This window comes from Proteus alimentorum, from assembly GCF_002607735.1.
In the GTDB taxonomy this organism is placed as follows: domain Bacteria; phylum Pseudomonadota; class Gammaproteobacteria; order Enterobacterales; family Enterobacteriaceae; genus Proteus; species Proteus alimentorum.
Genome location: NZ_NBVR01000018.1, coordinates 348288 through 364383 on the forward strand (window position 1 = coordinate 348288; position 16096 = coordinate 364383).

Below are 16096 nucleotides of genomic sequence, written 5' to 3' on the forward strand. Positions count from 1 at the left end.
TAATTCGTTATACAACCGCTAAGAGATTTAGTCACACCATTCTCGTGTAAGAATTCTTATTATGTAGCTGCGGGCAGTTATCTCTCAGATTCGCTCAAATCATTCTCTGCTGTCCCGCATTACTCTTTGGCTGTTCGGTCTTGCCTGAAAAAAAAGGTGTCTCATGAACAAAAATGCATTTTTAAAGCACGTACCTTGGGTGATCCTCGGGATTATCGGTGCTTTTTGTCTTTCAGTGGTTGCACTTCGTCGTGGTGAACACGTCAGTGCGCTATGGATAGTTGTTGCTTCTGTTGCCGTTTATTTAGTTGCTTATCGTTATTACAGTCTTTACATCGCTCAAAAAGTGATGAAACTTGATCCAACTAGAGCAACACCTTCTGTTGTTAATAATGACGGTTTGAACTACGTTCCAACTAACCGTTATGTTTTATTTGGTCACCACTTTGCGGCTATCGCGGGTGCTGGTCCTTTAGTAGGGCCTGTTCTTGCTGCTCAGATGGGGTATTTACCGGGTACGCTTTGGTTATTAGCTGGGGTTGTGCTTGCTGGTGCAGTACAAGACTTTATGGTGTTGTTTATTTCAACACGCCGTAATGGTAACTCACTTGGTGAGATGATAAAGAAAGAGATGGGTCCTATTCCGGGTACTATCGCTTTATTCGGCTGTTTCCTTATCATGATCATCATTCTTGCCGTGCTTGCACTTATCGTTGTTAAAGCATTAGCAGAAAGCCCATGGGGTGTGTTCACTGTTTGTTCAACAGTACCAATTGCCCTATTTATGGGTATCTACATGCGCTATATCCGTCCGGGCCGTGTCGGTGAAGTCTCTGTTATCGGTATTGTCTTACTGATTGCTGCGATTTGGTTTGGTGGTGTTATTGCTCACGACCCATACTGGGGACCAGCGCTAACCTTTAAAGATACAACCATCACCTTTGGTCTTATTGGTTATGCTTTCGTTTCCGCATTACTGCCAGTTTGGTTGATCCTCGCTCCTCGTGATTACTTAGCGACGTTCCTGAAAATTGGGGTTATCGTTGGTTTAGCCGTTGGTATTGTTATCCTAAACCCTGAACTGAAAATGCCAGCGGTTACTCAATATATCGATGGTACAGGTCCATTATGGAAAGGGGCTTTATTCCCGTTCTTATTTATCACTATCGCTTGTGGTGCCGTTTCTGGTTTCCACGCACTGATTGCTTCAGGTACAACACCTAAGCTTATCGCCAATGAAATGGATGCACGTTTTATCGGTTATGGTGCAATGTTAATGGAATCATTCGTTGCGATCATGGCGTTAGTGGCTGCATCTATCATTGAACCCGGTCTGTATTTTGCAATGAATACACCACCAGCAGGTTTAGGTATTACTATGCCGAACCTTCATGAATTGGGGGGTGAAAATACAGCCGTTATTATGGCGCAGTTAAGAGAAGTGACTGTGCATACTGCTGCAACGGTGAGTTCATGGGGCTTTGTTATTTCGCCAGAAGAAATTCTACAAACGGCGAAAGATATTGGTGAGCCTTCTGTATTAAACCGTGCTGGTGGTGCGCCTACCTTAGCTGTTGGTATCGCGATGGTATTCCATAAAATCATTCCGGCTGCGGATATGGGCTTCTGGTATCACTTTGGGATCTTGTTCGAAGCGCTCTTTATTTTAACGGCGTTAGATGCGGGTACACGTTCTGGTCGCTTTATGTTCCAAGACTTGTTAGGTAACTTTATCCCTTACCTGAAGAAAACAAACTCGTTCATTCCGGGTGTGATTGGTACTGCGGGTTGCGTAGGATTATGGGGATATCTGTTATACCAAGGTGTTGTTGACCCATTAGGCGGTGTTAAGAGCTTGTGGCCACTGTTTGGTATTTCAAACCAAATGTTAGCGGCAGTTGCTCTGGTATTAGGTACTGTTATCTTAGTTAAGATGAAACGTACTAAATATATCTGGGTGACAGTTGTTCCTGCAGTATGGTTATTAATTTGTACTACATGGGCATTAGGTCTGAAACTGCTCAGTGATGATCCACAAATGGAAGGTTTCTTCTACTTAGCAAATGAATACAAAGCGAAGATCTTAGCGGGTGGTGCCGACTTAACTGCGGCTGAAATTACCAATATGAATCATATTGTTATTAACAACTACACCAATGCTGGCTTGAGTATTCTGTTCTTAGTGGTTGTTTACAGTATCATTTTCTACGGTTTCCGTACCGCAATGAAAGCGCGTAAAAACCCAGAAGATACATCACAAGAAACACCGTATGTTCCTATGCCAAAAGATGTAAAAGTGTCCTCAGGTCACTAATTTAGGGTGATAGGTTAAACCCCCGTGCTGGCTTGCCAGTACGGGGCTTAGGAGAAACTTATGTTTGGTAATTTAGGACAAGCTGGAAAATATTTAGGACAAGCAGCACGTATGCTAATAGGTATTCCTGATTACGATAATTATGTGCAACACATGAAAGATAACCATCCAGATAAGCCTGTTATGACCTATAACGAGTTTTTCCGTGAACGTCAGGAAGCCCGTTATGGTGGGGGTGATGGTAAAGGCGGTTTTCGCTGTTGCTAATGATCTGTAAAGGAGATAAATGATGGAACCTATTGCAGTGACAATACTGACTGGTTTTTTAGGATCAGGAAAGACAACACTTTTACGTCATATGCTTAATGAAGAGCATGGCTATAAAATTGCTGTTATTGAAAATGAATTTGGTGAAGTACCTATTGATGATGAAATCATTGGTGATAGAGCCACTCAAATTAAAACACTGACCAATGGTTGTATTTGTTGTAGTAAATCGAATGAATTAGAAGACACGCTATTAGACTTATGTGACAGTCTTGATCGAGGTGAAATTGAGTTTGATAGGTTAGTGATTGAATGCACAGGTATGGCTGATCCCGGTCCTATTAGCCAAACATTTTTTTCTCATGAGATCATCTGCCAGCGCTACTTATTAGATGGCATTATCACGCTTGTTGATAATGTTCACGCTCAGCAACAACTGGATCAGTTCACGATCGCACAATCACAAATTGGTTATGCTGACCGCATTCTGTTAACAAAAACAGATGTCACTCCAGCCTCTCCTGAATTAATGGCACGGTTAAGACGTATTAATGCCAGAGCTCCTGTGCATACCGTTATTCATGGACAAATTGATTTAGGATTACTGTTTAACGTAAAAGGTTTTATGTTGAACGATAATCTCGATGTAAAACAGCCTCTGTTTCGTTATCAAGCTGATAAGCAAGATGACATCAATTCAATTGTGCTAAAATTTAATTATCCCGTTGAATTACAAGAAGTTTCAGATGTAATGGAAAAGTTATTATTAAGCTTTGCTGATAATCTTTTGCGTTATAAAGGGATATTAAATATTAAAAATCAACCTAATCGCTTGTTATTCCAAGGTGTACAACGCCTTTATAGTGCAGATTGGGATAGACCATGGAATGAAGATGAAACTCGTCAAAGCACATTGGTCTTTATTGGTATTCAATTACCAGAAGAAGAGATAAGAGCCAGCTTTGAGGCATTAATGTCTAATACAGAAGAAAGCACACATTAACCGAATACCCTGTAGTGAGTGTTAGAAAGTAGTATGAAGTAAATAGTAGTCGAAGTAACCGTAGTAGCCGTAAATAGCAGTAACGAATATTGATAAGCTCCTGACTTGAGGAGGATCCTGTTCCTAGGATCTTATGTTTCACCCCATAATAACCAACATTATGGGGTGCTTTTTTTAGATGCTCAAATTAGCCATTAGCAACGGCTTTATATTCCATGATCTCAATAATTTGGATATCGGTATGTTGCATTGCACGGCTTGCTAGTGCACATAGATTCTCAATAGTAGAATCAACATCATGAGCGACAATACCGTCATTACCTGTCACATAAGTGTTGTCTAGCGCCATTAACACCGCTTTATAAGCAGCACTCGCGCCGGTTGAGACTTTCATCGCGCAGCTATTTGACGCGCCATCACAAATCACACCGCTGATATCACCAATCATGCTACTAATTGCCATCGCCATAGATTCGTAACGTTCATCCATTAGCCATGCAATTGCACCCGCAGCACCCATTGATGCCGTTGTTGCCGCACATAACGCAGATAGTGCAGGGAATTTATGGTGAATATAGATAGCCAATAAATGGGAAAGCATTAATGCTCTAGCCATTTTTTCTTCGCCAACGTGTAAATATTCAGCAACCACCACAACAGGCATCGTTGCGGCAATGCCTTGGTTACCTGAACCAGAGTTACTCATTGCAGGTAAAACGGCCCCCCCCATACGTGCATCAGACGCTGCAGATGTACGGATCATGATTTCTGATAATAAATCTTTGGCTAATAAGCCACGCTGTTGTTGGCGTTGTAAAGTTTGCCCAATATGTAAACCATAAGTATTGTTCAAACCTTCTTTTGATAGCGCATCATTTAAGTGTGCAGATTCAAGGATAAAAGAAATTTCTTCTACTGGAACTTGGGTAACAAACTGGTAAATTTCTTGAGTATTGGTTTGGGTTAACGTTTCTTTTATTTCGCAAGGTGATGCCGATTGTTCTGCGCCAGCACAAGTGTTATCAAGAACAACATGACTGTTATGAATAATTTTAACAATATTAGTGTGGTTACCCGCAATAATGACAGTTGCGCTGTTTTCACCATCTTCAACAGTCACTTCGCTATATAGAACTTCTTGGCACGCTTTTTTAATCGAAACGTTCACAATGCCAGCGGCTAATAGTGCTTTGCTTTGCTCAACGTGCGCTGGTGTTGCATTTTTTAATACTTCAAGACCGGCTTTACAATCCCCCCCAACGGCACCTAAGCTTGCGGCAATGGATAATCCCACCATGCCTGTACCTGGTACGGTTACGCCCATACCGTTTTTCATTAAATTAGGAGAGACTTCTGCACTAATGCGGGTAATAGCGTGTTGTAAGTAACTTGCTGCTGTTGCAGCCGCTAATGCAAGCGAAATAGGCTCTGTACAACCTAAAGCGGGTTTTACTTGTTGTTTTACTGCCGCTATCAATATTTTCCAACGAGAAGATAATTGTTCTTTCATTGCATGCATCCAATAAACAGTATGAGAATTCAACGGGGTATTCTATTTTTAATACCACCATCATACTGAATTTATGGGAGAAAATTTTTTCTGAATTTACTAACATTGTACAAATTTTGAGAAAATATTACCCTTTGTGACTTCTGTGTTGGTAATTTTTTCCACATAAAGTGAAAGCAAACGGTTTGACTCTTTAATGTAATTTATCTGTACAAGAGGGGGGGACGTTTGTAGTCAAATATATAAATGAGAGGGGATGAAAAAACTCAAGTGAATAAAATAATTTAAGAAATTAACGATGAGATTAAATAAAAAGGCAATAGAATGAATACACAATTCTATTGCTAGTATAATCATCATACTTAATGTGGGCTAATTTAGAGTTGCTAAAATAAAACAATGAGTGAGTAATTTCAAAAACACATTTTATTTTAACAAAGCAGATAATATGCGCATTTTTTTTTAGTGTATAAGAAAAAAGCTTTATGATTTTATTAATATTTTCATAATGACATTTTTAATGTTTTATTTAAAAATAAAAATTTAAATATATATTTATAAAAATAGATAACTGGCTTTTATTTATAAAAATAACAATAAAATATCCTTGTCTATTTTTAATATGTTTATTATTTGAAAATAACCTGAAGCAACAAATATTGCTTCAGGTATATTTATCAATAATAGAAGATAGCAATAATAGCACTATGGAATACAAAACCTACCATAAGCGGTATTGCAGTCCTTTTTACAACATCAAACGGTTGTAATTTTGCGCCACTTGATACTGCAATGATAACACCTGCCACTGGAGACATACCTCGTCCCATATGTGATGCTTGTTGCATTGGTAAAATCATCGCTATTGGGTTTACACCCATGCTATGGGCAATTTGTGGAATAAGCTCAACAAATGCAAGGAACGGTGCATTACCTGAGCCCATAATAATCGCCGCAGCTAATGTCACGATAGCAAAGACCAATGCCATTGCAAATGGCGGTAGGCCAACAGATTCCGCCATAACGATCAGGCTGTCTATTGCACCACTGACTTTAATACCATGAGCAAAAACACCCGCTGCGACTAATAATCCCACAACATTACTAAATGCAGAACCCATACCTTTTAAGAAATGCTGGAAGCCCGCACATACTGATTTAAAATCACGTAAGCGTAGTGTTTCAATCAGCATACAAATCGCCATTGAAATCAATACAATTGTGACCACATCAAGGTGAATGCCTTCAACAAATAGGCTTGATGAACTGACTGCCATAATGATAGGTAACATTGGCAGCAAGGCATAAAAGCTGGGGACATTTTTATCACTCTTTGCTTCTTCAGACATTTTGCCTAATTGAGGCACAAATCCAGCTTTGCGATCACAATGGCGTTGCCAGAAGATATGTGTAATACCGACGGCTAATACGGTAGCAATCGCCGCAGGTCCTTGGTAATAAAGCACATATTCAACCACCCCTAAATCAACCGCTTTTGCACCACGAATGGCATCAATCGCTGTTGGGGTATAAGCAACACCCAATGACGTTGCAATCACACCCGCAGCAGATGCTGGAGATAAGCCAAGTCCTATCATAATCGGGAACATCGTACCCATTAATAGAACGGCCAATCCTGTTGCTGACGGTATTGCAAGTTGCAAAATACTCGCGAGTAAAAAAGAGAAAAATAGCAACACATAAGGTGAACGCATATTTTTCAGTGGGCGAGTTGCAACACGTACAACGGCCTCATTGGCGCCAATATGATCCATATAATGCGCAAATCCCATTAATGCCATGATCATTAAACCTAGATCAGCAGCACGACTACTAAAGAGATCACGCATGACTTCAAAGGGATCTAACCAGCCAATACCTGTTGTTTTGACATTTTTAGGAAGAATATCACCCCAACCAAACATCATGGTTAGCGCCATTAAGGCTAACCCCGCTACTAATAAAACGGGTTCGGCTTTATATCCTTTCAAAATCATCCTAGCGACAATAACAACGACAATTAAGACCGCAAGAATTTGGATCATGCTTTAGCTCCAGGTGCAAAGCGTTCAGCAGTGATTTTCACGACAGATTTTAAAACATCACTGGCTGCATAAAGCGATTTCACTGGCAGATATTCATAAATAGAGTGGAAGTTATGCGCACCTGTAAATATATTCGGGCAAGGTAAGCCATTTTGAGAGAGTGCTGCGCCGTCATAGCCACCACGCATTGGAATTGGACGAGGTGTAATACCATTCGCTTCATAAGCCGCCACCGCAATATCGATAGGATAACGGTTATCACCTTGCAGGCTATTAAATACGTTGGCATAACGGTCAGCGAGTTTACAAGTGACAGAGCCTTCACCCCAGAGACCTTCACAATACTCAGAAAGTTGTTTTAAAAATGCCATGCGATGGGCATAACCTGCTTCGGTAAAATCACGCACATCCATTTTTAAGACAGTACGCGCACTATTACCCGCTAATTGTTTGACCCAATAATAACCTTCACGACCTTCGGTATATTCAGGTGCTTCACCGCCCGGTAACATTGCAACAAACTTGTGCGCCATTAACAGTGAATTTTTTAATTTACCTTTTGCTGACATTGGGTGAGCTGATGCACCTGTAAAGGTAATTTCAACATCACCAGCATTCCAGTTTTCATACACTAATTCACCGATACCACAGCAATCTAAGGTATAGGCAAAATCAGCATCGAATTCTTTAGTATCAAAGACTTTTGCACCACGTAAACCTTGCTCTTCATCGGGTACAAAACCAATTTTAACTGTACCGTGTTTAACTTCAGGATGCTGTTTAAAGTACTGCAGCATATCCATAATAGAGGCGATAGCGGCTTTATCGTCAGCACCTAATAGACTTGTACCATCGGTCACAATAATATCATCACCAATATAGTTTTCTAATTCAGGAAATTCGCTTTGGCGCAGATAAATATCAAGTTCTTTATTTAAGCAAAGGTCACCACCTTTATAAGGTAGGATTTGCGCTTTGGTATCATTAGTTTGTTCTGCACTGGTATCTAAATGACCAAAAAAAGCGACGGTGGGGACATCATAATCAAGATTAGAAGGGAGTGTTGCGGTAACAATTGCAGTATCACGAATTTTGATATCTTCAACACCTAGCGTTTTTAATTCTTCAACTAATTGTAGTGCAAGCACTCGCTGACCTTCTGATGAAGGCATAATACCAGCAGCGCCATTTTCCCTATTTGTGGTGGTGTTAACTTTTGTATAAGAAATAAACCGTTCAACAAGATTCATGACAAGACTCCATTGTGTTTGATTTTTATGTATTCTCTCTATTAAAGCTTAGTTGTCTCATTTATTGGAAAGGGCAACACCTACTTGTATCATAAAAAAAACAATAGGGAATTAGGGAAAAATAATTATTTTTGTAAGAAAATTTTAATGTTGATTAATATTTGATTTTTGGTTTTTTATTTATTAAAAAAAATTGTGCTTTGTATGGGCGAGGTTATTTTATTTAACTTACAGAGGTTTTTTTTGTGATTTTAATCATAAAAAAGTGATGTTAAACATAAGTCGTTTTAAGAAGGTAAAATAATTTATCATTTATTTTAATGCTTTATGATGATTAATAATTAATTTTTTTGTGGTATTTGATGAGAAATAAATAACTAAAAAAAGCATGGGTTATTGATAGAAAGAAATTAGAGGATATTGTTTAATCCTCTTGGAAATACTAGGAGGGTTTATGTATGTTAACAATATAGTTCGTAGCGCATTCTCTGCTATAAAAAATATTGAAAATAAAGAGAGAGTAGTTAGGAATAGTTTAAATGGAATGATATTAGGTTGCTATAATACTATTGTTTTATTTATAAATCCTGTGTTTAATAAACATATTAATTTTTTAGGGATAAAGAAAGGTATTGATAATATTGATAATGTTAATAATAAAAATGAAAATAAAAAAATATATTTAAATAATAATGAAGATGACAATAATATAGAAATTGATAAGCCTATTTATAATACCTTTTCTCATATTATTAGAAAGGTAAGAAGTGATGAAATAAAAGCGCATGTAATTAATGATATTATCTCTGGTTTGGAAGGAATACCGACATTAGAGAAAGAAAAAATTATAGAATTTAAGAGTGAATTAAAATTTCATTCTAAATGGATTCTATTTTCTGGTGATGCAATATCTTTAACTAGAATTAAAAGTGATTTTTTAGAATCAATAGTTGATAGCATATTAAATTCAGATGATAAAATAAAATCTAATTTTGAGGATGTTGATAGCTATAAATATTTTTTACAAGATAGTATCAATAATGCTATTGATGATGTTCTTTATAAAAATTAATACGTTATAATATTTATTGAAAAATGTCAGGTTTATCAAATCATAGTTCAGATACTGTTTTTTATCTTAATTGAAATTCAGATTCGAATTCAGATTATTTTGAAGTTAATGAAACGGTTAGTTTTTCTGAAAAAACATAAAAAAAATTAATGATATTGAAAGTGTGATAATTAATTTCGTTTTAGCTAAATATGATAAAGAAGGTATTATTGAATTTTTAAGTAGAGCGCTCTTGTTAAAGCCTGATAAATGATTATCAGGCTTTTTAAGATTAAATATCCAAACGCTTAGCTTGCCATTTACGGGAGCGCCAACGCCATGCGTTAGTTAAGCCACGTAGCCATTCATCACAAAGGAAGCCAATCCAAATACCAATTAAGCCCATTTCCATCTTAATACCAAGATAATAACCTACAGGAATAGCGACTCCCCACATAAAACAAATTGCTGTCATAAGTGGGAATTTAGCATCGCCAGCTGCGCGCAAGGCATTCACCATCACGATATTAAAAGTACGACCCGGCTCTAAAAAGACAGACAAAATAAACAATGGGACCAATTGGTCAATGATGCGTTGGTCTTCTGTGATCGAGTACAAAATAGGATCACGCATAAACCAATAAACAATAACAACACCAATTGTAAATATCACACCTGTTTTTAAGCTTTTCCAGCCTCTAATAAAAGCATCATCAAAGCGTTTTGCGCCAACTAAGTGACCCACTAATATTTCATTACCAATACTAATCGCAATACCAAAGAGCATTAAAAACAGTGACAATTGGAAATAGAGAGTTTGTGCAGCAAGTGGGACTTCACCCATTAATCCAATAAAGGCAGATGCAGTCATATAATGTAAAATCCAAACCAAGTTCTCACCAGCAGCAGGTAAACCGATATGTAGGATTTTTCCCAACATATTTTTAGACCATACCACGAGTTGTTTGGCTTCGAATTTAATACGTAAACCGTAGAACAGTAATCCACATAGTAAAATAACGGCAATAATACGACCAACAACGGTAGACCAAGCAACGCCGACTAATCCGTATTGTGGTAAACCAAAAAAGCCATAAAGCACAATCATATTACCAATAACAGTAACAATATTGGCGATCAATGTGACATACATAGCCGCTTTAGACTTGCCATAAACTCTTAGACAAGCAGCAAGAATAATCGAAATAGCTTCAGGAATAAGGCAAATACCAATAATATGTAGGTAGTTGTAGCCATCTTGCACTAAATGCTCAGGCGTATTCATAATATGTAGAATATTGTAGCCAAAGAAAAGAATGATCAAAGCGCTACTAATACCGAGCAAAGAGTTAAAAGCGATAGAAATATGAATTGCTTGGCTGGCTTTTTCTTTTTTACCTGCACCTAAGTATTGGGCAATAACAACACTACATCCCACACTAATAAAGCTAAAAATGGTGATGAAAAGATCAAAAACTTGGTTACCGACGCCCATAGCGGCTAAGTAAGCGGTGGAAACGTGGCTTACCATGTAAGTATTAATTAATAGTGTGGCTAGATGTAGGAAGATATCTATAAATATTGGCCAACTAAGGGAAAAAAGCGAGCGATCCGCTACATCAGACTGATGCATTGAAAACCTTCTTAAAAACAGAGTGAAATCGATATTATTAATATAACGCGTAGGAAGAAGAGAGATTCTACAAGGTTTATTTACAAGGTAATAGCGCAAATAATGTTTATCTAGCAAAAAAGATATTTATATGGTTTATTCATTGATAACTAATCACTATTATCATTAAGAGATGATTAACATTAAAGTCAGGGGAATGAATGAATACTAAAATAAAAGTGGCCATTGTAGGCTATGGCAATATTGGTCGATTTGCATTAGAAGCGGTTCAAGCTGCTCAAGATTTTGAATTAATGGGTGTTGTTCGTCGTGATATCAATAATGTTCCAGAAGAACTGCAAAATATTACCGTAACTAACGATATTAAAACATTAGGTAATGTTGATGTGGCTCTCTTATGTTCACCGACTCGTGCAATTAAAGAACTCGCTAAATCTATTTTAAGCTTAGGCATTAATACAGTAGATAGTTTTGATGTTCACAGTGAAATCGTGTCATTAAAAGCAGAATTAGATGAAGTCGCAAAAAAACATGACCGTGTAGCGGTTATTTCAGCGGGTTGGGATCCGGGTTCTGATTCTATTATTCGTACGCTAATGTTAGCCATGGCGCCAAAAGGGATCACTTATACTAACTTTGGACCGGGTATGAGCATGGGACATAGCGTAGCAGCTAAAGCGATTGATGGTGTAAAAGATGCGCTTTCAATGACTATTCCATTAGGGACGGGGGTCCATCGTCGTATGGTTTATGTGGAATTAGAAACGGGAGCGAATTTTAATCAAGTAGAGCAAGCCATTAAAGCAGATAGCTATTTCTCTTCTGATGAAACCCATGTGAAGCAAGTTGATTGTGTTGATAGCTTAAAAGATGTGGGACATGGCGTTCATATGACCCATAAAGGGGTATCAGGTAAAACACATAATCAATTATTTGAATATTCAATGCGTATTAACAACCCTGCATTGACGTCTCAATTTATGGTGTCTGCCGCAAGAGCAAGTATGAAGCAACGAGCAGGTGCTTATACGGTTATTGAAATTCCACCTGTTGATTTCTTAGCTGGGGATTTAAATACATTAATTGCAAAATTGGTCTAATTTTAATTAGTCAGCTTTGCATAAAATATTGCCCACATAACGTGGGCAATATGGATTAACGCTTAGGCAAACTTGATGATTTTGAATTAGCGTTTAATACTTTTAAATTCTTTGGTCGTTGCGGTTAATGCCACTTCTGTTGGTAAGCGTTCCATTGAACTTGCACCATAGAAGCCGTGGCAATCAGGGCAATTATCTAAGATATATTGTGCATCTTCTGGCGTTGCAATTGGACCTCCATGACAAAGTACAATGACATCAGAACGTACCGCTTTTGCCGCTTTTGCCCAGTCATTAATTAAAGGCACACAGTCCGCTAAGGTTAATGCTGTTTCAGCACCAATATTACCACCAGTTGTTAACCCCATATGAGGCACAATAATATCTGCGCCAGCTTCAGCCATTGCAATTGCATCTTCACGGCTAAAGACATAAGGTGTGGTTAATAAACCTTTCTCATGGGCTTTACGGATCATATCCACTTCAAGAGCATAACCCATCCCGGTTTCTTCTAAATTCGCGCGGAAATTCCCATCGATTAGACCTACTGTTGGGAAGTTCTGTACGCCAGCAAAACCTGTTGCTTTAACTTCATCTAAGAATTTATCAAAGTTACAGAAAGGATCTGTACCATTAACGCCAGCAAGTACAGGTGTATGCTTAACAACAGGTAATACTTCTTTTGCCATATCCATAACGATTTCATTAGCGTTGCCATAAGCTAATAAACCCGCTAAAGAGCCTCGGCCAGCCATACGATAACGACCTGAATTATAAATAACGATAAGGTCAATACCACCGGCTTCTTCACACTTAGCTGAAAGCCCTGTACCTGCACCACCGCCAATAATTGGCTCATGGCGTGCAATCATTTCATTGAATTTTTTTAGTAACGTTTCACGTGAATGAGTCATTCTTCTTTCTCCGTGGTTAACAAATAAGTTCCTGGTGTAAATCATAAATTTGCTGAGTAAACTCAGCGGAGTTTATGTGATAAGGACTGATGACTAATTGACGAGTCTCTGTCTCTTTAAATGTTGTTATAAATGCATCAAAAAAAGCTTGGTTTGCTTGAGGATCCCAGAAAGGGGCTCCTTCAATATCCAGAGCTGAAAAACCGCCCTGTGGTAATACAAACCGCAATGGCCCTTCACACTGATTAAGTTTCTCAGCGATCCAGATACCTAATTGACGGTTTTCCTCTGGTGTCGTGCGCATTAAGGTGACTTGCGCGTTATGATGATAAAATTGACGCCCTTTATATTTCTCAGGAACACTCGATGGGCGACCAAAGTTCACCATATCTAATGCACCGCAAGAACCTATATAAGGGGTTTTGGTACGGGCGATTGCACCAAAACGGTCTTCATCACAAGCAAGTACACCGTCAAACAAATAATCACAGACTTCTGTTGTTGTAAGATCGAGCACGCTATGAAGTAGGTGACTGTCTGCCAGTTTCTCCATGGCTTTACCGCCACTTCCTGTTGCATGAAAAACAAGGCAGTCATAATTATTTTCAAGTTTTTGTGTAAGTTGTTGTACACAAGGGGTGGTTACACCAAACATGGTTAACGCCACCGCAGGTTTATCAACAACCTGTTCTTCTTGGTAAAAATAAACAGCGCCAGCTATTTGGTTCGCCGCATTTCTTAGGACTTTACGAGAAATGCGATTTAAGCCGGATACATCTGTGACGGAGTACATCATTGAGATATCACTTGCACCGATATAGCCTGAAATATCGCCAGACGCCATCGTAGATACCATCAATTTAGGTACACCAATTGGCAGAGATTGCATTGCTGGTGTAATCAGTGCCGTTCCACCTGATCCGCCTAGCCCAAGAATGGCTAAGACATCATCACAGTGAGTTAAATAGTGTTCAAATGCGATTGACATCGCTTCTATTGCTTTCCCTCTATCGCCACAAAACACAGCTTCTTGGCCATTTGGGTGACAGCGTGCAACTTCTGTTGCGGTGACATCAGCTTTTCTTGCTAATGCCGTGGGTTTGGTTGTCAAGTCAACGGTTTTAACAGGAAGGCCTGCTTTTTTAATTAAATCACTGACATAAAAAATCTCAGCACTTTTAGTATCAAGCGTTGTGGCAATATAAATAGAACCAGAATACTGTTTCATAAGCCTTCCCATACCTTTTATGATTATTGACGAATAGATTATAATCATAATGAGACTTGAGTTTCATTTATCATAGCATCGTTTTGAGACGCTTGTCTCATTATTTTTATTTTTATACTCTAGAGGTCGATAAGGTGAAATTAATCACCTAAAGTAAACATTAATAGTTGTGAGTATTTGGCTTAAGATAAGCTAGGCACATAAAAGTGTAGAAATAACGAAGGATCTTCTATGAGTTACAATGATGAAACGGATGCAATGTCCGGTACACGAAAAAGAACTTATCAGTTGTTGGTGACAACAGCATTGGGGCTTTTTGAGCAAGGAATGTTACCGACAGTGTCGGAATTAGCGGCACATGCAGGTGTTTCGAGAGCAACCGCATATCGTTATTTTCCTACACAAAGTGATTTAATTAGTGCCACCGTTGACGCAAGTTTAGCACCAATTATTGCATGGACACCCACTCCCGAAGATAATACACAACAACGCATTACTGAGTTGCTCAATCTTGCCTATCCTCAAATGTTTAAACATGAAGGGGCGCTACGTGGCGCATTGCAAGTTTCATTACAGCAATGGGCAAAAGAGCGACAATCGAGTGAGTATGCGGAAAAACGATTTATTCGAGGTCATCGTAAAGAGATTTTACTGAAAGTTATAGAGCCATTAAAAGCGCATTATCCCCAAGAAATGTGGGATAAAGTGATTAAAGCATTTTCTCTGATTTATGGCTCTGAAGTCTTTTTAGTGATGAAAGATATCTGGAAAATGGATGATCAACAGGTGATAGATATGACTCAATGGATGGCAAAAGCTATCTTAAATCAGGCAAAATCTGATTATCCTGCAGATAACGATTAATTATTTGAATAAATCAGTTAAAATTGTATAAATCATTTACGTTTTAGCTATTGCAGGGATCGTTATGTCACACAAAACAGAAGACCAAGAGTGGCTGGTAGAACAACTAGAATTTATTGCACAAGGCATTGGTAAAACATTATCGCCTTTTTGTGAAGTTGTACTTCATGATCTAACTGATAGTGAAAATACTATTATGGTCATTGAAAATAATCTATCAGGAAGAAAAGTCGGGGATAGAGCAACAGAATTGGGGATGGCGCGTATTGAATCATCAGACTTCCCACAAATTGTCGCCAATTATCCTAATCAATTTCCTGATGGTAGAACCGCGAAAAGTACATCTATCGGTATAAAAGATAAACAAGGCAATTATGTTGCGGCACTATGTTTAAATATTGATATTTCAATGATCAAAGGATTGCAAATGGTACTTAACCAATTTGCGACTCTTGAAGAAGGCAATGACATTATTGAAACCTTTAGTTCAGTGACTGAAGATTCGCTGAAAAAACGTATTGATGAGTTTTCTGCGACTTATTCAGTGACACCAAGAGCATTGAAACCTCATCAACGTCGTGAATTGCTACTGTGTTTACAGGATGAAGGTTATCTTTCTCTGCGTAAAGCAATGGAAATCACTGCACAATATCTTGGTGTTTCAAGAGCAACGGTGTATAACGATTTAAAAGAATGATTAAGAAATAAATTATTTTTAAATTCCAGCGGAAGATAAAACATTAAACTAAAAAAAGATATCACTTGCTGATATCTTTTTTTATTCTATTTGTTTATTTTAATAATATATTGTTTTTTTATTGAAATTGGTCGGTCAATTAATTTGGTGTGATTTCTGCAAATATTAATTAATAAAAATAATAAAATCAATAGTTAATTAATTAATGTAAGGATATTAA

The 16096-nt window shown here is 37.9% G+C and carries 13 protein-coding genes; 7 read left to right on the forward strand and 6 right to left on the reverse strand.

Annotated elements, in window-relative coordinates:
• Nucleotides 1-163: 163 nt before the first annotated feature.
• Genes B6258_RS04475 through yjiA form a run of 3 tightly spaced genes read left to right on the forward strand, consistent with a single transcriptional unit; the run spans nt 164 to nt 3584 of the window.
• On the forward strand, nt 164-2314 hold the full coding sequence (locus B6258_RS04475) for a carbon starvation CstA family protein (RefSeq protein ID WP_099074241.1): 2151 nt from the start codon (nt 164-166) through the stop codon (nt 2312-2314).
• A gap of 60 nt (nt 2315-2374) precedes the next feature.
• Nucleotides 2375-2581, forward strand: coding sequence for a YbdD/YjiX family protein (locus B6258_RS04480; protein WP_004245057.1), 207 nt, complete (start codon nt 2375-2377; stop codon nt 2579-2581).
• Between the two features lie 22 nt (nt 2582-2603).
• On the forward strand, nt 2604-3584 hold the full coding sequence (yjiA, locus tag B6258_RS04485; protein WP_099074242.1) for a GTPase: 981 nt from the start codon (nt 2604-2606) through the stop codon (nt 3582-3584).
• Between the two features lie 187 nt (nt 3585-3771).
• Here yjiA and B6258_RS04490 read toward each other — a convergent pair whose 3' ends face one another.
• The 3 genes from B6258_RS04490 to pepT form a co-directional block, all read right to left on the reverse strand.
• The gene (locus tag B6258_RS04490) at nt 3772-5094 is read right to left on the reverse strand and encodes an L-cysteine desulfidase family protein (RefSeq protein ID WP_099074243.1); all 1323 of its coding nucleotides are present in this window, start codon (nt 5092-5094) and stop codon (nt 3772-3774) included.
• Nucleotides 5095-5771: 677 nt separating this feature from the next.
• Nucleotides 5772-7139, reverse strand: a complete 1368-nt coding sequence (gene dcuC / locus B6258_RS04495; RefSeq protein ID WP_099074244.1) for a C4-dicarboxylate transporter DcuC — start codon at nt 7137-7139, stop codon at nt 5772-5774.
• Nucleotides 7136-8389: a peptidase T gene (gene pepT, locus B6258_RS04500; RefSeq protein ID WP_099074245.1), complete on the reverse strand. Its 1254-nt coding sequence runs from the start codon at nt 8387-8389 to the stop codon at nt 7136-7138. Before pepT ends, dcuC begins: the two co-directional genes overlap by 4 nt.
• Before the next feature lie 454 nt (nt 8390-8843).
• Here pepT and B6258_RS04505 point away from each other — a divergent pair, with 454 nt between their 5' ends.
• Entirely contained in the window at nt 8844-9461 is a 618-nt protein-coding gene (locus B6258_RS04505; protein WP_099074246.1) for a hypothetical protein, read from the forward strand.
• Between the two features lie 271 nt (nt 9462-9732).
• On the opposite strand, the gene B6258_RS04510 is transcribed toward B6258_RS04505, so the two are convergent.
• On the reverse strand, nt 9733-11073 hold the full coding sequence (locus B6258_RS04510; RefSeq protein WP_099074247.1) for an MATE family efflux transporter: 1341 nt from the start codon (nt 11071-11073) through the stop codon (nt 9733-9735).
• Nucleotides 11074-11273: 200 nt separating this feature from the next.
• Here B6258_RS04510 and B6258_RS04515 point away from each other — a divergent pair, with 200 nt between their 5' ends.
• Complete coding sequence (locus tag B6258_RS04515) at nt 11274-12173, forward strand: diaminopimelate dehydrogenase (RefSeq protein WP_099074248.1); 900 nt, start codon at nt 11274-11276, stop codon at nt 12171-12173.
• A gap of 86 nt (nt 12174-12259) precedes the next feature.
• Here the strand turns inward: B6258_RS04515 and B6258_RS04520 are convergent, their stop codons facing one another.
• Nucleotides 12260-13087 (reverse strand): phosphoenolpyruvate hydrolase family protein, encoded by an 828-nt coding sequence (locus tag B6258_RS04520; protein ID WP_099074249.1) that lies wholly within the window; start codon nt 13085-13087, stop codon nt 12260-12262.
• 16 nt (nt 13088-13103) lie between these two features.
• Entirely contained in the window at nt 13104-14315 is a 1212-nt protein-coding gene (locus tag B6258_RS04525; protein ID WP_099074250.1) for a Tm-1-like ATP-binding domain-containing protein, read from the reverse strand.
• A gap of 231 nt (nt 14316-14546) precedes the next feature.
• Between B6258_RS04525 and B6258_RS04530 the strand changes: the two genes are divergently transcribed.
• Together B6258_RS04530 and B6258_RS04535 are read left to right on the forward strand one after the other, a co-directional pair.
• Nucleotides 14547-15179 carry a TetR/AcrR family transcriptional regulator gene (locus tag B6258_RS04530; RefSeq protein WP_099074251.1) on the forward strand — a complete coding sequence of 211 codons (633 nt, stop codon included), beginning with the start codon at nt 14547-14549 and terminating at the stop codon, nt 15177-15179.
• Between the two features lie 64 nt (nt 15180-15243).
• The gene (locus B6258_RS04535; RefSeq protein WP_099074252.1) at nt 15244-15876 is read left to right on the forward strand and encodes a helix-turn-helix transcriptional regulator; all 633 of its coding nucleotides are present in this window, start codon (nt 15244-15246) and stop codon (nt 15874-15876) included.
• Nucleotides 15877-16096 lie beyond the last annotated feature (220 nt).